At 63.3% G+C, this 15,356-nt stretch carries 16 protein-coding genes; 6 read left to right on the top strand and 10 right to left on the bottom strand.

Going from position 1 to position 15,356, the window contains the following annotated elements; translation table 11 throughout:
- Positions 1-370: 370 nt before the first annotated feature.
- From darA to darC, 3 genes are all read left to right on the top strand, one after another.
- Positions 371-1,312: a 2-hexyl, 5-propylresorcinol biosynthesis aromatase DarA gene (gene darA / locus C4K27_RS21205; RefSeq protein ID WP_053262037.1), complete on the top strand. Its 942-nt coding sequence runs from the start codon at positions 371-373 to the stop codon at positions 1,310-1,312.
- 7 nt (positions 1,313-1,319) lie between these two features.
- Positions 1,320-2,471 carry a beta-ketoacyl synthase DarB gene (gene darB, locus C4K27_RS21200; RefSeq protein WP_007921929.1) on the top strand — a complete coding sequence of 384 codons (1,152 nt, stop codon included), beginning with the start codon at positions 1,320-1,322 and terminating at the stop codon, positions 2,469-2,471.
- Between the two features lie 80 nt (positions 2,472-2,551).
- Complete coding sequence (darC, locus tag C4K27_RS21195) at positions 2,552-2,809, top strand: 2-hexyl-5-propylresorcinol biosynthesis acyl carrier protein DarC (RefSeq protein WP_125738089.1); 258 nt, start codon at positions 2,552-2,554, stop codon at positions 2,807-2,809.
- An 89-nt stretch (positions 2,810-2,898) separates the two neighbouring features.
- On the opposite strand, the gene inhA is transcribed toward darC, so the two are convergent.
- Positions 2,899-3,585: an isonitrile hydratase gene (gene inhA / locus C4K27_RS21190; protein ID WP_053262035.1), complete on the bottom strand. Its 687-nt coding sequence runs from the start codon at positions 3,583-3,585 to the stop codon at positions 2,899-2,901.
- Positions 3,586-3,699: 114 nt separating this feature from the next.
- On the opposite strand from inhA, the gene C4K27_RS21185 reads away from it, so the two are divergent.
- Positions 3,700-4,692 carry a GlxA family transcriptional regulator gene (locus C4K27_RS21185; protein WP_007921935.1) on the top strand — a complete coding sequence of 331 codons (993 nt, stop codon included), beginning with the start codon at positions 3,700-3,702 and terminating at the stop codon, positions 4,690-4,692.
- On the opposite strand, the gene C4K27_RS21180 is transcribed toward C4K27_RS21185, so the two are convergent.
- From C4K27_RS21180 to idi, 6 genes are all read right to left on the bottom strand, one after another.
- The gene (locus C4K27_RS21180) at positions 4,678-5,580 is read right to left on the bottom strand and encodes an alpha/beta fold hydrolase (protein WP_053262034.1); all 903 of its coding nucleotides are present in this window, start codon (positions 5,578-5,580) and stop codon (positions 4,678-4,680) included. The genes C4K27_RS21185 and C4K27_RS21180 overlap by 15 nt on opposite strands.
- A gap of 37 nt (positions 5,581-5,617) precedes the next feature.
- Positions 5,618-6,382: a hypothetical protein gene (locus tag C4K27_RS21175; RefSeq protein ID WP_053262033.1), complete on the bottom strand. Its 765-nt coding sequence runs from the start codon at positions 6,380-6,382 to the stop codon at positions 5,618-5,620.
- Positions 6,383-6,486: 104 nt separating this feature from the next.
- Positions 6,487-6,969: an isochorismatase family protein gene (locus C4K27_RS21170; protein ID WP_053262032.1), complete on the bottom strand. Its 483-nt coding sequence runs from the start codon at positions 6,967-6,969 to the stop codon at positions 6,487-6,489.
- 226 nt (positions 6,970-7,195) lie between these two features.
- The gene (locus C4K27_RS21165; protein ID WP_125738087.1) at positions 7,196-8,263 is read right to left on the bottom strand and encodes a terpene synthase family protein; all 1,068 of its coding nucleotides are present in this window, start codon (positions 8,261-8,263) and stop codon (positions 7,196-7,198) included.
- Positions 8,260-9,231 (bottom strand): SAM-dependent methyltransferase, encoded by a 972-nt coding sequence (locus C4K27_RS21160; protein ID WP_053262030.1) that lies wholly within the window; start codon positions 9,229-9,231, stop codon positions 8,260-8,262. Before C4K27_RS21160 ends, C4K27_RS21165 begins: the two co-directional genes overlap by 4 nt.
- Positions 9,232-9,338: 107 nt before the next feature.
- On the bottom strand, positions 9,339-9,884 hold the full coding sequence (idi, locus tag C4K27_RS21155; RefSeq protein WP_053262029.1) for an isopentenyl-diphosphate Delta-isomerase: 546 nt from the start codon (positions 9,882-9,884) through the stop codon (positions 9,339-9,341).
- A gap of 95 nt (positions 9,885-9,979) precedes the next feature.
- Here idi and C4K27_RS21150 point away from each other — a divergent pair, with 95 nt between their 5' ends.
- Entirely contained in the window at positions 9,980-10,252 is a 273-nt protein-coding gene (locus C4K27_RS21150) for a hypothetical protein (RefSeq protein WP_125738085.1), read from the top strand.
- Positions 10,253-10,706: 454 nt separating this feature from the next.
- Here the strand turns inward: C4K27_RS21150 and C4K27_RS21145 are convergent, their stop codons facing one another.
- The 3 genes from C4K27_RS21145 to C4K27_RS21135 all read right to left on the bottom strand — a co-directional run bounded on the left by C4K27_RS21145 (position 10,707) and on the right by C4K27_RS21135 (position 14,027).
- Positions 10,707-12,527, bottom strand: coding sequence for a glycoside hydrolase family 15 protein (locus C4K27_RS21145; RefSeq protein WP_125738083.1), 1,821 nt, complete (start codon positions 12,525-12,527; stop codon positions 10,707-10,709).
- On the bottom strand, positions 12,520-13,320 hold the full coding sequence (locus C4K27_RS21140; RefSeq protein WP_053262027.1) for a glucose 1-dehydrogenase: 801 nt from the start codon (positions 13,318-13,320) through the stop codon (positions 12,520-12,522). The genes C4K27_RS21145 and C4K27_RS21140 overlap by 8 nt, the downstream gene beginning before the upstream one ends.
- A 119-nt stretch (positions 13,321-13,439) precedes the next feature.
- Entirely contained in the window at positions 13,440-14,027 is a 588-nt protein-coding gene (locus C4K27_RS21135; RefSeq protein ID WP_053262026.1) for a TetR/AcrR family transcriptional regulator, read from the bottom strand.
- A gap of 132 nt (positions 14,028-14,159) precedes the next feature.
- Here C4K27_RS21135 and C4K27_RS21130 point away from each other — a divergent pair, with 132 nt between their 5' ends.
- A complete protein-coding gene (locus C4K27_RS21130) occupies positions 14,160-15,353 on the top strand; it encodes an MFS transporter (RefSeq protein ID WP_053262025.1) in 1,194 nt (397 codons plus the stop codon).
- Positions 15,354-15,356: the final 3 nt, after the last annotated feature.

Raw genomic sequence — 15,356 nt, 5'->3', positions numbered from 1 at the left:
GTTCGTCCGTTGGGTAGCGCGAAGGGCCTACCAGAGTTGGTAGGTTTACAAGCGTCCGATTGCAGATAGAGTTTCAACCAGAAGACGGGTTCTGTCCCACTACAAGTTCTTTCTGTCAAAAACAGGCAGAAAGTATTTGTCATGCGGGGTGGGCGATTTCCGGGTTCAGTTCGTCATCAGGCCGCTGCTCCGGGTGCTGCTGTTTTTGTCGTGCAGCATGTTTTGTTTTTTAAGTTCGACCAGCCACGAATACAGTGCGCGTCTTGCTCGTCGTGCCCAACTTATAAAAACTGCCTTTTATGCTGAAGTTCACATTCAAGTGAATCTCTGGCGTGTCTGTGTGGTTGAAAAGCCAAAGGTCCCCGCACTTATGAAACATGTTCTTGTGGTTCGTTATTCGCAAAGCGGTCAGTTGAACGACGTAGTCGAAAGCCTGATCTCGCCCCTGCGTTCGACGCGGGAGGTCAAGGTGCATGAGATGGTGCTCAAGCCCCGGGTCGCCTATCCGTTTCCCTGGCCGGTGGGCCGGTTTTTCGACGTGTTTCCCGAGACCGTGCAGCTCAGCCCGCCGGCCATCGAACCGCTGCATACCGATCATCGCGGGCCCTTCGACCTGGTGATCCTGGCGTATCAGGTCTGGTACCTGTCGCCGTCGCCGCTGATCACCGCGTTTCTCCAGAGCGCGCAAGGCAAGCGCCTGCTGGCCGGGCGCCCGGTGGTCACGGTGATCGCCTGCCGCAACATGTGGCTGATGGCCCAGGAGGCGGTCAAGCGCCTGCTGCACGAGGCCGGCGCGCGGTTGCTCGACAACGTGGTGCTGACCGACCGGGCCAACACCTTCGCCACCCTGATTACCACGCCGCGCTGGATGTTCACCGGCAGCCGCGAGTCATTCCTCGGCCTGCCCAAGGCCGGGATCAGCGCCGAGGATGTCCAGGGCGCCGCACGTTTCGGGCGGGCATTGAATGCCGCCTTGCAGGCCAATAAAGAGCAAGCCGAAGGGCCGATGCTGGCAGGGCTGGGGGCGGCGACCGTCAACCCCGGGCTGATACTCAGCGAGCGGGCGGCCTATAGAGGCTTCACGTTCTGGTCGGGAATAATTTGCCGTTTCGGCAAGTATGGGCAATGGCTACGGCGACTCTTGCTGTGCCTGTTCATCGTTTATCTATTGTTGGTCATCTTGACTGTCCTGCCTGTTTCACTGGTGTTACGCCGTTTGCTTCATCCCTTTATCCGGACGCGGCTCGATAAGTTACAGCGTTATTACGAGCAGCCGTCCGGTTCGCAACTAAATCTTGAATCCGAAGGGTGAAATCATCATGAGTGAATTGTTTGTCTATATCACGAAAACATCCACTTATATGCCGGGAGAGGCAGTGGATAACGATACGATGGAGAGCATTCTCGGGTATGTAGGCGGGCGACCTTCGCGGTCTCGGCAAGTAGTGCTGCGTAATAACGGAATCAAGCAGCGCTATTATGTGCTGGACCCGCAGACCGGTATTCCCCGTTTCACTAACGCGCAAATAACCGCCGAGGCGATCAAGGGCCTGGTGGGCGACGGCTTTACCCTGGACGCCATGGAATGCCTGTCCACCGGCACCACCATGCCGGACCAGTTGATGCCCAACCATGGCGTGATGGTGCATGGCGAACTGGGCAACAAGCCTTGTGAGGTGGTGTCCACCGCCGGCATCTGCCTGGCTGGCCTCACCGCGCTGAAATATGCCTACCTGTCGGTGCTTGCGGGGGCCAGCCGCAATGCCGTGGCCACCGCCTCGGAGGTGCCTTCGCCGGTGCTGCATGCGCGCAATTTCGATGCGGAAAACGAGGCGCTGGTGGCGCAGATGGCAGCCCGCCCGGAAATCGCCTTCGATAAGGATTTCCTGCGCTGGATGCTGTCCGACGGGGCCGGGGCCTTCCTGCTCGAGAACCAGCCACGGGCCGGCGGCCTGTCGCTGCGCATCGACTGGATTGACATCTTCTCCTACGCCAACGAATTGCCGACCTGCATGTACGCCGGCGCGGAAAAGGCCGAGGACGACAGCCTGATCGGCTGGAAGCTGCTGACCCCGGAGGAGTGGGCCTCGCGCTCGATCTTCGCGATCAAGCAGGACGTGCGGCTGCTGAACGAGAACGTGGTGAAGTACACCCTCGGCAAGCCGCTCAAGGAGGTGATGATCAAGCGCAACCTGTCGCCCGAGGCCATCGACTGGTTCTTGCCGCACATGTCATCGGAATACTTTCGCAAGCCGATTGCCGAGTGCCTGGAAAACACCGAACTGGCGATTCCCCAGGAGCGCTGGTTCACCAACCTGTCCGAGCGCGGCAACACCGGCTCGGCGTCGATCTACATCATGATCCACGAACTGCTGGAGTCTGGACGCCTGCACAAGGGGCAGCGCGTGCTGTGTTTCGTCCCGGAAAGCGGGCGCTTCTCCGGCGGCTTCATGCACCTGACGGTGGTCTGAGGCGCCTCGCCAAGGCGCAAGAACCCGGTGGCCGGCGCGGGTCGGCCACTGTTTCGTGGTACGCATCCAACTGCAAGGGAATGAATATGGAAACCCTCGAACAACGCGTGAAAAGAGTGGTGGCGACCGAACTGGCCGTCGACCTGGCGCAGATCGGCAACCAGGACTCGTTCGTCGAGAACCTGGGAGCAGACTCGCTGGCCCGGGTGGAACTGGTGTCGGCCCTGGAGGCCGAGTTCGACCTCACGATCCCGGACGACGCAGCCGATGGTCTGCAGACCGTGCAGCAGGCGATCGACTACCTCCGACAGGCCAGTGAGCAAGCAGTCCCGGCCTGACGCCGGTTCATCGAAGATGCGGCCAGGGCTCAGCTGGCCGATAAGGTTGCCCTGGTCCGCATCTTTCTTCAGCTTCTGTAAGCGCCGTCTCAGGCCTGCTGCCACTGCGCCACGACCCTGTCGACGATCTCGCCGCGCTGCTGGATGGAGTTCGCCGCGAGCCGCTGGGCTTGTTCCACCACCGCTTTGGGCGCTGTCTCTGGGCTACCGGCCGCGAACGGCGGAGCCGGGGCGTATTCCAGTTGCAGCTGGACCCGCTGCGCCGTTGCATCGCCGAACAGTTCGCCGGCCAGGGTCAGGGCGAAATCGATCCCGGCGGTAATCCCGCCACCGCTCAACAGGTTGCCATCGCGCACCACGCGTTCCTGTACCGCGATCGCCCCCAGAGTCTCCAGCAAATGGTGGTAGGCCCAATGGGTGGTGGCGCGCCTGCCCCGCAGCAGCCCGGCGGCGCCAAGCACCAGGGAGCCGGTGCAGACCGAGGTGACATAACGCGCCTGCTCCGCCTGCTGGCGGATGAAGTCGAGGGTCTGCGGGTCTTCCATCAACGGCCCGACACCGGCGCCACCGGGGATGCAGATCACGTCCAGTGGCGGGCAATCGGCGAAGCTGGTGGTCGCCTGCAGCACCAGGCCGGTGCTGGCGGTGACCGGCCCGCGCGCCTTCCAGACCAGATGCACCTGCACGTCCGGCAGCGACGCGAGCACATCGTAGGGGCCGGTCAGGTCGAGTTGCTGGACGTTGGGGAACAACAGGAAACCGATCTGCAGCGTCATGGGGTATCTCCCTGGAGAAGTTCGAAGGTGTCCGCTCTTATGTGGCTGGACGGTTCGACTCTAGCGCCCTAGGCTTTGGCGAATACGCCAACCTACCCACGATTTACGCCAATCATGTCCCAGACCGCCAGAACCGTTCATGTACTGACTTTCGCCAACGCCCAGGTACTCGACGTCACGGGCCCGCTGCAGGTGTTTGCTTCGGCCAACGACCTGGCGCGGCACAAAGGCCTGCCGCTGCCCTACGCGGTGAATGTGATCGCCGCGGGCGACGGGCCGGTGACCACCTCGGCCGGGCTGGCGCTGCTGGCCGAGCCCTTGCCGGCGCCGGGCACGCCTTGCGACACCCTGGTCATCGCCGGCGGCTGGGGCGTGTACGCCGCGGCGGAAGATCCGGCGCTGGTGGCCTGGGTCCGCCAGCAGGCGGCGCTGGCGCGGCGGGTGGCGTCGGTGTGCACCGGGGCGTTCCTGCTGGCCGCCAGCGGCTGGCTCGACGGGCGCCGGGTGGTTACCCACTGGACCCGCTGCGAGCAACTGGCGCGGCAATATCCGCAGCTGCGGGTGGAAGCCAACCCGATCTTCATCAACGAGGGGCCGGTCTGGACCTCGGCGGGCGTCACCGCCGGTATCGACCTGGCCCTGGCGCTGGTGGAGGCGGACCTGGGGCATGCCATGGCGCTGGACGTGGCCCGGCAACTGGTGGTGTTCCTCAAGCGCCCGGGCGGCCAGTCGCAGTTCAGCGCGACCCTGGCCCTGCAAAAACAGGGTAGCCGCTTCGACGACCTGCACGCCTGGATCGCCGAAAACCTCGGTCGCGACCTGAACATCCCGGCCCTGGCCGAGCGAGCCGGCATGAGCGAGCGCAGCTTTGTCCGCCACTACCGCGCCGACACCGGCCAGACCCCGGCCCGGGCCATCGAGCAGATCCGCGTGGAAAGCGCTCGGCGCCTGCTCGGCGACAGCGGCGTGGCGATCAAGCGCATCGCCGTGCAGTGCGGCTTCGGCAGCGAAGAAACCCTGCGCCGCAGCTTCCTGCGGGTCGTCGGCGTGACACCGCAGGCCTATCGGGAGCGCTTTTCGCCGGAGGGGGAGTCAGGCTTCCAGTAGTTCCAGCAACGCCTGCAAGGTGGCGTGCGGCGCTTCCTGCGGCACGTTGTGGCCGACCCCGGGCAAGACCCGGCGCTGGTAAGGGCCAGTGAACAGGCCGATGTCTTCGTCCTCTTCGCTCGCCGGGCCGACCCCGTCATCGCCGCCGCACAACGAGAGGGTCGGCACGCGGATCGGCGGCTGCTGCGCCAGGGCCTGCTCGATGTGTTCCAGGCTCGGGTCGCCCGGCGCGTACATGAAGCGATGCCGGTAGGAGTGGATCACCACCTCGACGAAGTCCGGGTTGTCGAACGACGGCGCGCTCCGGCCGTAGAGTTCCTGGCCGCGATCCCAGGTCGGCGACCACAGTCGCCACAGCAGTGCGCACAGTTCGCGACGGTTGGCGGTCAGGCCGTCGACCCCGCGTTGGGTGTGGAAATAATACTGATACCAGAGCCGGTGCTCGGTCTCGGGCGGCCGCGGTTGGGTCGAGCGGGCAATATCCTGGATGTTGTAGCCTTCGGCGCTCACCAGGCAACGCACCCGCTCCGGCCACAGGGCCGCGACAATGCAGGCGGCGCGACCGCCCCAGTCGAAACCGGCGAGGGCGGCCCGGGGGATCTCCAGGGCGTCCATCAGGTCCAGCAGGTCCTGGGCCAGCGCCGCCTGTTGCCCGGAACGCAGGATGTCCGGGCTGGCGAAGCGGGTCGGGCCGTAGCCGCGCAGGTACGGCACTATCACCCGATAGCCGCGCGCCGCCAGCTCGGGGGCGATCTCGTCGTAGCTGCGCGGGTCGTAGGGAAAACCATGCAGCAGTATCACCGGCTCGCCGTCGGCGGGGCCGTGGTGTTCGTAGGCGATGTGCAGGCGGGGCGTCAGGACGTGTTCGAGCGCAGGCGAGTTGTTCATTCCAGGCACCATCGTTGACCAAGGTTCGAACTTTAGCTCATCGGTAGCGGCCTTCTACCCTGCAAACGGCCAACCGGTGTTTTTCAGAGCGCCAGAGGAAGTTCGTAGTGTCGTCGTACTGGCTGACGAGCGCGTCATACTCCTCCAGCATCGCGCGTCCCGGCCACCAATTGAACGCATCGGCATAGTCACCAGAGGCCCGCATGAGCATGGTCAGCGCGATGTCGAAGGCTTTCAGCGTGATGTAGCCCCCGTGCTCGGCAATCAGTTCGGCGATGGTGACGTCTTCGACTATCCGCACATGCGTGCCTTCATCCGACTGGACAATGAAGTAGTCGCCCAGGGGGGAGTAGGGCGCATCCTGCCGATAGTCCCTTTGCACCTTGTTGAAGTCGGACAGGGTAAAGCTGCCGTGGACAAAGTCCGAAAGGGGCGCGTAGGACTTCTGGTATTCGTCGCCCCAGCCGAGGTTCGCGGCGGACATCATTTTTTGCACGCCAGGGCACTGGCCCTGGGAAAACCTTTCGAGGCGATCATCGAAGTTTTCGGCAAGCCAGGAGAACCGGGCAGCCAGGTCAAGCGAGGTGCGTAGGGTGGCCAGGGCGGGCCTGATCAAACCCAGTTTCAGCACATGCTCGATGGTCTGGATCAACTCGATCTGAAATTCCGCGGTTCTTTTGAACACCAGGTTGGCGTGTTCGTGATACCCCAGCCGCTGCGCGGTTCCTTCCGTATGTGCCGCCAGGAACAGCATCTTGCGGGTCGCTGCGAAATAATGGGTGATGTCGATTTTCGGGACCACGTTTAACGTTCCTGTCCTGTGTTCATGGGGGACGGACGTTAACCGCCCGCGCCGTAAAAGGAGGTGAATGATTCCAGGGCAAGGCCTGTCTTACGCGGGGTCTTTCAGCGCCCGGTCGCGCCCTGCACAAGCTCGCAGCTCGTCACCAGGTGCTTGAAATGGTGCTGCCACAACCGCACGCCCAACTGCCCGCTGCGGTCCAGTGACGAGCCCACGGTCAGGTCGGTGATCAGCGTTGGTTGCAGACCAGCGTCGAACAGGGCGAAGCCGGCGGCGAGCACGCAGGTGTCGGTCTGGATGCCGCAGACCAGCACACGGTCCGGGGCCAGGCTGCGCAGGTAGGCGATGGTGTCCGGCGTGGGGGCGTAGCCGTGCTTGATGAACACGCGGTCGGCGGCGACCAGGCTGTGGTCATCGGCGGCGGGGCACCAGCCGAGCTGGCGGACGAAGGGCGTGCGACTTTCGTCATGACGCTCGACGGTGGCCACCGAGGGCAACTGGCCGAGCAGGGCGTTGATGCCATTCACCAGCCAGTCCGGCGGGTTGAATGAGGGTTGCACATCGATGATCAGTAATACCTGGCGCATGAGATTCTTTATACAACGCTTGATAAAGCAGGTGGTGCTTCATCGTTGGAGCATTCTGCCCTCGGACGCGATTACAGGCGAGGGCTGAAAGTCGTACATCCGCGTTCCGAGAAGCTGTTCGACCCTACAACAGCACCGCCAATGCAGTGGATGAGGTGACGATACTCCTGGAGCCCATGCCTGCTTCAGTCAGCCCCAGGTGCCGTGGACTCCTTTCGATGGCGATTCACTGCCGGGCCGGATCGTAGTGCCACCACCAGGCAATGCTGGGGATGTCGATCGTCCCGAAGCGATCGTCCGGCAGCGTTTCGGTAAGTACGCCACCCTGATAGGCCGCTGCTCCGTCGACACCATTGAGATAGCGGTAGCGCGGGTTCTCGCTGATCCACTCCAGTCCACCACGCCAGTAACAGTCCAGGCTTTCGATATAGGCGGCGACCTCGGGCGAGGCCTGTGACAATACCGATGCCCGCAAACGCAGGTACAGGCCGGCTGTCCTGTCCCGCAGGCTGAAGGCTTGAGCCAGGGCCTGGGCATGAGAAACGCCATGCTGTTGGCGAATCAGCGAAACGATATTGTGCTGGCGGTCTTCAGGTTCGCGTGCCAGCTCTTTGGCATAGGAAAAGAAGTCGCTTTCCCAGACGATCATCATCCCGGCCATTTCACTCAACGCACACAGACGCCGGTCCTCGACATCGGACTGACTGATCTCAACCAGTGTGCTCATATGGCCAAACGTCGGGAAAACCATGCCGCCGCCGGAGCAGAGCCTTAGCAGCACGCACTCGCTCAAGTTCGGCCGCGGGTTGACCAGCTTCCCGACCTCGACCATGAAGTAGCCGCGCTGAGTATTGACGAAGCGCGAAACATGCAGCGCAGTGGTGTACCGATCCAGTCGTCGACGAATATCGCGCAGGGCCATGGCGTAGCGGTTTTCAGGAAAGGCAGGGACCTCGGGCGACTCGATCGCGCGTTGCATCTGCTGCATCGCGGCGATCGACAGCTCGGGCTTTTGGCTCATCAGGCCTTCGTCGCAATACTCATCGTCGAACGAGAAGGCCCAGAGCACATAATCCGACATGATCTGTGCGATCTCAGGGGTCGCGGCACTGGGGTACATCAGCGCGGCCAGACGCCCGCAACCGATCTTGCTCAGCCGCTGGCGATGCTGTTCGTCACTGTAGAGTTGCCATCTGTCCATCCACTCCCTGGTACCGGCTTCAAGCCTTTCGCTGTACGGATAGATCCTGTAAGGCAGGGGGCAAGCTATAGGGGGCAAGGTCAACGTACTCATAGAGAGTCTCCCGGGCGACGCGGCTGTTTCACGATCACGCTATAGGTCGAGACCTTGTTCTTGAGCAGCGCCACCGACCAGTTTTCTGCCAGTACCCGCAACTCTTCCAGCGCGCCCGTCACGCCATGGGGAAACAGCGCCTTGTTTTCGATATTGGCCTTGGCGTCCATCAGCCAGTGCACGACATCGATATTGGCGGGCAGCACGCGCATGTCCTGGAGGGCGAAACCGCTCTGCTCCAATACCTGGAGAAAGTACTGCGGCGTCTTGCGGTGCTTGCAGGCCAGACGATCGATTTCATCCGGGATATCGGAGGTGTAGGTCTGGGGATCGGTGTTGTAGAGGTTGTCCGAGATAATCACGCTACCCCCTTCGCGGACCCGGCTGGAGAGTGCGCGCATGGTGGTTTCATACAGGGCGTCGGGGAAGTGCGAGATCACTCCGCGGATGATTACCAGGTCGTAGGGTTCGTCGGCGTCGGGCAGCAGCTCGATGTCCTTGGCGTTGCACAGATAAAGGCTGATCCGCTCGGACAGGCCTTGCTCGGCGTGGAACTTTGCGCAGAAATCGAGCTGGCGAGAGCTGACGTTCACGCCTTCCAGGCGCCGGCATTCAGGAAAACGCTCGGCCAGATACTTGAGGATGTAACCCCAGCCGCAGCCGATATCGAGGATGCGCCTGAGCGGCGGGCGGTCCGGCTCTTCCAGGCCGGCCAGTTTCAGTTGCCGTTCGAAGTAGCGGATCCCCGACTCGTCGAGGCTGATCGGTTGCGGCGAGCGCGGATCGTCGTAGATGCCGAACTGGAACAGCAGGTAATCGCCAATCGCCTTGCGCCAGTCATCGGGGCTGTCGCGATAGGTGTACACGACCTTTTCCTGATAGGTATCGACACTGGAACCCTGGATGATCCGGTAGGGCAGGCGGGGATCATAGGTCTCGAGAGGCGGCGTGGCGGCTTGAGTGCTCATTGCGATCTCCTTGTGTACGTTCACGTTATGTTCTGGCGCGCGGCGAACGGTTATCCGCAGCCGCTATGGGGGCATAGTGATTCCCTTGTGGGTGGCAGAAGAGGTGCCTACCGGTTGTTCCGCGCGAGTGTTTGCCAGTCGCGTATGCCGGCCAGTCCTGGGGTTTCGAACAGCCTGCGAAACCACACGGTGAAGCTGTCCGGCGCCGTGCCAATGCGTTCTGGAATCTCGGCCAGGTCCAGCCACTGCCAGGCGTGGGCCTCTACGGGATTGGCTTGCGGATCGACGTGGCTGATACCGGCGAACACATGGTCGTATTCATGCTCGATGAGTTGGTTCGACACCTGTTCGCGGTACAGCAAGGTGGCGACTTCCAACAGTTCGCAGGACAGCCCCATTTCTTCGCGCAATCGGCGTCTGGCGGCAGCGAGAGTCTGTTCGCCGTGGCGCGGGTGGCCGCAGCAGGTGTTGGTCCACAGACCCTGGGAATGGTATTTGCCGAAGGCACGCTGTTGCAGCAGCAGCCGGTCGTGGTCATCGAAAATGAAGATCGAGAACGCTCGGTGCAGCAATCCTTGCTTGTGGATAGGTAACTTGTGCGCTGTGCCAGTTTCATCGTCATTGGCATTGACGAGAATAAGTGTTTCTTCCACAGACAGACTCCATGACTTCGTCGCTATTGGAGGTTATTACTGGTCAGACTACGTAGGAAATATCAGACACTTTCATTTATCGACATCGAAATCTAATGCTGGTTATTGACTTTTTCAAGTCATTCGTTGCAAGAGATAGTGCTTGGATTAAATGCGCGAAAGTTGAATGGTTTGCAGCGTCTGCTCTATGCGTTTGGGCGGATCCTTATATGGAGTTTTGCGCTAATTATTATAGCGAATTGTTCGGTTTTCATGCCTTTGGAGTTTTCTGGGGCGCTGGCCTCGGCGGGCTGTTGGGCACGCTGGAAAGGGTGTTGGGATGCGGTTCTCTGGATGTGATGCACAGCGCAAGCAGTTGTTGGAAATAACGGTAGTGCAGAGATCGGCAATAAAATGACGCAAGGTCCGATATAAGCTCATATGGGATGTAAGTTGTTGTAAGTATGGCGAGAGCAAACGGGGTGGTGTAACTAAGGCTAGACAAGTTGAATGATGCTTGAGTACCTGCCAGTTCTCGGCGCTACCGGCGCTATTGGCGACAGTGATTTTTTGGGGAGTATTGGCGCTTTAGCCCTTGCAGCAACAGGTTCAGGTTTGCGAGGGCCTGTCGTAGTCGGTGCCGGATGTTTGTCGTGGGCAATCCATAATGCGGCATCCACCAAGCTGCCGTTGATCAGGCGTGCCAGTGCCTGGATCATGCGTCTCGCTCTAAAGAGGTGTCCTGGATCATTAGATCCGTTGGAACTCGTTCCTACAGCGGACTGTGTTAGGAGCGAGCTTACTCGCGATGAACGATGACGCGATCCGCCTTTTTTCCGCGGGTCAAGGCTGCCAGAGGATCTTCTCGCCACTGAGCCGGCGATCGAGAAAACTCGCGGCGCTGATCAAGGCCAGGTGGGTCAGTGCCTGAGGAGTGTTGCCCAGGTGCCGGGCATGGCTGTCGAACTCTTCGGCGTACAGCCCCAGCGGGTTGGCGTAGCGCAGCAGTTGCTCGAACTCCAGGTGGGCCTGGTCCAGCCGGCCGGCGCGGGCCAGGCATTCGACGTACCAGAACGAGCAGGCGGCGAATGCGCCTTCGGTGCCGGCCAGGCCGTCGATCTGCCTGTCTTCGTTGCGGTAGCGGTAGACCATGCCGTCGCGCACCAGGGTCCTCTCGATGGCTTCCAGGGTCGCCAGCCAGCGTGGGTCGCGGGCGCCGACGAAGCGCACCAGCGGCATCAGCAGCATCGAGCCGTCCAGCGCGGTGCCGCCCCGGTACTGGACGAAATGCCCGCGTTCCGCGTTCCAGAAGTTGCTCCAGATATCGTCGTAGATTGCCTGGCGGGTCTGGTCCCAGCGGGCGAACGGCGCCGGCAGCGAGCGCTTCGAGGCGAGGCGGATGGCCCGGTCCAGGGCGACCCAGCACATCAGCCGCGAATGCAGGAAATGATGCTGCTCGCCGCGCATTTCCCAGATGCCCACATCCTCGCCGTCCCAGCTGCTGCAGACCTGATCCACCACGTCCACCACGTGTTTCCAGCCTTCGTGGGAAATCGCCTCGCCGTATTTGTTGACCAGGTACACCGCGTCCAGCAGCTCGCCGAAGATGTCCAACTGGACCTGTTCATAGGCCTGGTTGCCGATACGCACCGGCGTCGCGCCGCCATGCCCGGACAGGTGCGGCAACCGGGTTTCCGGCAGCTGCTGGCGGCCGTCGATGGCGTACAGGATATTCAGCTTGGCCGGCTGGCCGCAGCAGTCGCTGACCCGCCCGCGCAGCCAGCGCATGTAGGCGTTGGCCTCCGCGACGAAGCCCAGGCGCATGAAGGCGTAGACGGTGAACGACGCGTCGCGGATCCAGGTGTAGCGGTAATCCCAGTTGCGTTCGCCGCCCGGGGTTTCCGGCAGGCCGAAGGTGGCGGCGGCGAGGATCGCCCCGTGCTTGCGCGAGGTCAGCAGCTTCAGCGCCAGGGCCGAGCGGTTGACCATCTCGCGCCAGCGGCCGCGGTAGTTGGACTGGCCGATCCAGTCGCGCCAGAACTTCAATGTGCGTTCCAGGCACAGGCCGCTGCCACCGGTGACTAGCCGCGGATCGTCGATGCCGCCAAGCATGAATTCGGCGCTCTGCCCCTGTTCCAGCTCGAACTCGGCCACCGCCGCCTGCCGGTCGATGCGCAGGGGCTGGCTGGCGATTAGGCGCAGGCCCGGCTGCCGCTCGGCCTCGAAGCACACGGCGTCGCCGTCCAGCCGCGCCCGGGTGGTGGCGCGGGCATAGTCATGGCGCACCGCGCAGCGCAGGCGCAGGGTGGCGCGGCCGCTGACCACCCGCACCCGGCGGATCAACAGCGGCAGGTCATCCTCGCTGTCGCCGATCGGAAGCAAATCGGTGACTTCCACCACGGCCCGTTCGCTCAGCCAGCGGGTCTGCAGCACGTTGCTGTCGGGCAGGTAGATCTGTTCGCGGCGGGCGTCGGGCAGGTCCGGCGCCAGCTGGAAGATGCCGGCGTCCGGGGTGTCGAGCAGCGAGCAGAAGATCGACGGGCTGTCGAACTCCGGCCAGCAGAAAAAATCCACGCTGCCCTTGTCGTTGACCAGCGCGGCGCTGCGCAGGTCGCCGATGATGCCGTGGGCGTCGATCGGCGCCTGTCGTTCCGTGTCAGCCATGGTCGCGAAACTCCGGGTACAGGCTCATGCCGCCATCGATCACCAGGGTGCTGCCGAGCACGTAGTCGGATGCATCGCTGGCCAGCCAGACCACGGCGTTGGCCACGTCCTTGACGTCGCCGATGCGCCCGTAGGGAATCAGCTCGAGCAGCTTGCGCTCGGCCGCGCCCTCGGTGGCCTTGCGATTGAGCGGCGTGGCGATCGCGCCCGGGGCAATGGCATTGACGCGGATGCGCTGGTGGCTGACCTCCTGGGCCAGGCTGCGCATCAGCATGTCCACGCCGCCCTTGGACGCCGCGTAATTGACGTGCCCGGCCCAGGGTATCCGCTGGTGCACCGAGCTCATGTGGATGATCTTGCCGGCGGCGCGCGACACGCCGGTGCGGATGCCCTGGCGATTGAAAATGCGCAGGGCGGCGCGGGCGCAGAGGAACTGGCCGGTGAGGTTGACGCTGATCACCTGGTTCCAGTCCTCCAGGGTCATGTCCACTGTGGCGGCGTCTTTTTGCAGGCCCGAGTTGGCCACCAGGATATCGAGAAAACCGAAGGCTTCCAGGGCCCTGTCGAACAGGTGCTGGACCTGGTCTTCCTGGGAGATGTCGGCGCCCACGGCAATGGCCCGGCCGCCGCAGGCGTTGATGTCGGCGGCGAGCTTTTCCGCGGGCGCCGCCTGCCGATGGTAATTGAGCACCACCGAGGCCCCGGCCGCGGCCAGGGCGGTGGCCGCCGCGGCGCCGATGCCGGAACTGGCGCCGGTGACCAGGGCGACTTGTTGGTTCAGGGAGATGTTCATGAGCACGCACCTTAACCGGAGAGCCTGTTCAGCTGACTGGCAAGAGCGGGCAGGAGTTCACCGGGGTTATGAAATCCCGGAGGAGGGCGGGGCCGATGGGAAGCGCCAGGCGCCAGGGCTCAGCGCACCCGCAAGCCCTGCAGCAGCGCCTCCAGCCCGGCCAGTGCCTGCTGCAATCGTTGCCCCGGATGCTCATCCCGGGCGATCCACAGCGAAGCGTCGAGCAGGCTGCCGTTGATCAGGCGCGCCAGGGCTTCGCTGGGGGCGTTGACCACCAGGCTGGCCTGCATCAGCTCATCCAGCAGCGCGCTCAAGGACGCCACGCACTGCTCCTCGCTGGCCTCGGTCAGGTCGCCGAGTACCGCGCGTGCATCCTGCAGGATGATGCGCTGGATCTCCCCTTCCTGGGCCATTTCCAGGTAAGTGCGGCAACGCTGGACGAAGGCGGCCCAGAGGTCGTCGGTGCCGCGCGAGATTGCCTCCAGGCGCTGGTCCATCTCGGCGTCGAGCTGTTCCACCACCGCCGCCAGCAGGCCTTTCTTGTCGCCGAAATGGTGATACAAGGCCCCCCGGGTCAGGCCCGCCTCGGCCGTCAGCTCGTCCATCGAGGTGTTGGCATAACCCAGGCTGCCAAAGGCCTGGCGGGCACTGGCAATGAGTTTGCTGCGGGTTTCTTCGATCATCTCGGCGCGTTGACGCGGGCTCATGGCGGGCACTCACACAGCTGACAGGTGGATTGACATACGGCGCGTATGTTCTCATGCTTTCTCACATACGCGCCGTATGTATTTTTATCTTGCGGTGCATTTCTGGCAAGCCTCAAACAAGGTGTGATGACGATGGCAAACCCTTACCGCGAACTGTTCAACGCCCCCGGCAGCCGCGCTTTCGTGGTAGCGGGGATGATTGCGCGGATGCCGATGTCGATGACCGGCATCGGCCTGATCACCATGTTGGCCCAGCTCAAGGGCGGCTACGCGCTGGCCGGTGCGGTGGCGGCGACCTTCGCCCTGGCCACGGCCTTTTGCGCGCCCCAGGTGTCGCGCATGGTCGACCGCTTCGGCCAGGGCCGGGTGCTGCCGATCGCCGCCGGTGTGGGCGGCGGGGCACTGCTGGCGTTGCTGCTGTGCACCCGCTTGCAGACGCCGCACTGGACGCTGTTCCTGTTCGCCGCCCTGGCCGGCTGCATGCCGAGCATGCCGGCCATGGTCCGCGCCCGCTGGACCGAGCTGTACCGCGGCCAGCCACAGTTGCAGACCGCCTATGCCCTGGAGTCGGTGCTCGATGAGGTGTGCTTTATCGTCGGCCCGCCGTTGTCGGTGGGGCTGTGCGTGGCGGCCTTCCCCGAGGCCGGGCCGCTGGCGGCGCTGCTGATGCTGGCGATCGGCGTCACCGCGCTGGTGGCGCAACGGGCGACCGAGCCGCCGGTGCATCCCCATGAGGCCCGGCACGACGTGTCGATCATCCGCTCGCTGGAGTTGCAGCTGCTGGTGCTGCTGATGATCGCCATGGGCATGATCGTCGGCGTGGTGGATGTGGTCAGCGTGGCGTTTGCCCAGCAGCAGGGGCAACCCGCGGCGGCGAGCATCGTGCTGTCGGTGTACGCCATCGGTTCCTGCCTGGCGGGCATCGCCTTCGGCGCGCTGAAACTGAATATCCCGCTGCCGCGGCTGTTCATGTACGGCGGTATCGCCACCGCCGTGACCACCCTGCCATTGCTGCTGGCGAGCAATATCTTCGGCCTGTCCCTGGCGGTATTCGTCTCCGGCCTGTTCTTCGCCCCGACCCTGATCGTCGCCATGGCCCTGGTGGAAAACATCGTGCCGCCGGCCAAGCTCACCGAAGGCCTGACCTGGCTGGTCACCGGGGTCAGCATCGGCGTGGCCATTGGTGCGGCCAGTTCCGGCTGGCTGGTGGATGCCTTTGGCGCGCGCAGCGGCTTCTGGGTAGCGCAGGCGGCGGGGGTGGTGGTACTGGGAGCGGCGGTGCAGAGCTGTCGTCGGCTGACCCGCAGCCAGCCGGCGGTCGCCTGAGCG

Origin of the sequence: Pseudomonas chlororaphis subsp. chlororaphis, assembly GCF_003945765.1 — a bacterium.
GTDB classification, from domain to species: domain Bacteria; phylum Pseudomonadota; class Gammaproteobacteria; order Pseudomonadales; family Pseudomonadaceae; genus Aquipseudomonas; species Aquipseudomonas chlororaphis.
Note: the sequence above shows the minus strand (reverse complement) of the source record. Positions and strands in the feature narration are given on the sequence as shown.

Excerpts from the sequence above, each read along its gene's own strand:
- darA (WP_053262037.1), top strand. The coding sequence starts at position 371 with ATGAAACATGTTCTTGTGGTTCGTTATTCGCAAAGCGGTCAGTTGAAC.
- darB (WP_007921929.1), top strand. The coding sequence starts at position 1,320 with ATGAGTGAATTGTTTGTCTATATCACGAAAACATCCACTTATATGCCG.
- darC (WP_125738089.1), top strand. The coding sequence starts at position 2,552 with ATGAATATGGAAACCCTCGAACAACGCGTGAAAAGAGTGGTGGCGACC.
- inhA (WP_053262035.1), bottom strand. The coding sequence starts at position 3,585 with ATGACGCTGCAGATCGGTTTCCTGTTGTTCCCCAACGTCCAGCAACTC.
- C4K27_RS21185 (WP_007921935.1), top strand. The coding sequence starts at position 3,700 with ATGTCCCAGACCGCCAGAACCGTTCATGTACTGACTTTCGCCAACGCC.
- C4K27_RS21180 (WP_053262034.1), bottom strand. The coding sequence starts at position 5,580 with ATGAACAACTCGCCTGCGCTCGAACACGTCCTGACGCCCCGCCTGCAC.
- C4K27_RS21170 (WP_053262032.1), bottom strand. The coding sequence starts at position 6,969 with ATGCGCCAGGTATTACTGATCATCGATGTGCAACCCTCATTCAACCCG.
- C4K27_RS21165 (WP_125738087.1), bottom strand. The coding sequence starts at position 8,263 with ATGAGTACGTTGACCTTGCCCCCTATAGCTTGCCCCCTGCCTTACAGG.
- C4K27_RS21160 (WP_053262030.1), bottom strand. The coding sequence starts at position 9,231 with ATGAGCACTCAAGCCGCCACGCCGCCTCTCGAGACCTATGATCCCCGC.
- C4K27_RS21150 (WP_125738085.1), top strand. The coding sequence starts at position 9,980 with ATGCTGGTTATTGACTTTTTCAAGTCATTCGTTGCAAGAGATAGTGCT.
- C4K27_RS21145 (WP_125738083.1), bottom strand. The coding sequence starts at position 12,527 with ATGGCTGACACGGAACGACAGGCGCCGATCGACGCCCACGGCATCATC.
- C4K27_RS21140 (WP_053262027.1), bottom strand. The coding sequence starts at position 13,320 with ATGAACATCTCCCTGAACCAACAAGTCGCCCTGGTCACCGGCGCCAGT.
- C4K27_RS21135 (WP_053262026.1), bottom strand. The coding sequence starts at position 14,027 with ATGAGCCCGCGTCAACGCGCCGAGATGATCGAAGAAACCCGCAGCAAA.
- C4K27_RS21130 (WP_053262025.1), top strand. The coding sequence starts at position 14,160 with ATGGCAAACCCTTACCGCGAACTGTTCAACGCCCCCGGCAGCCGCGCT.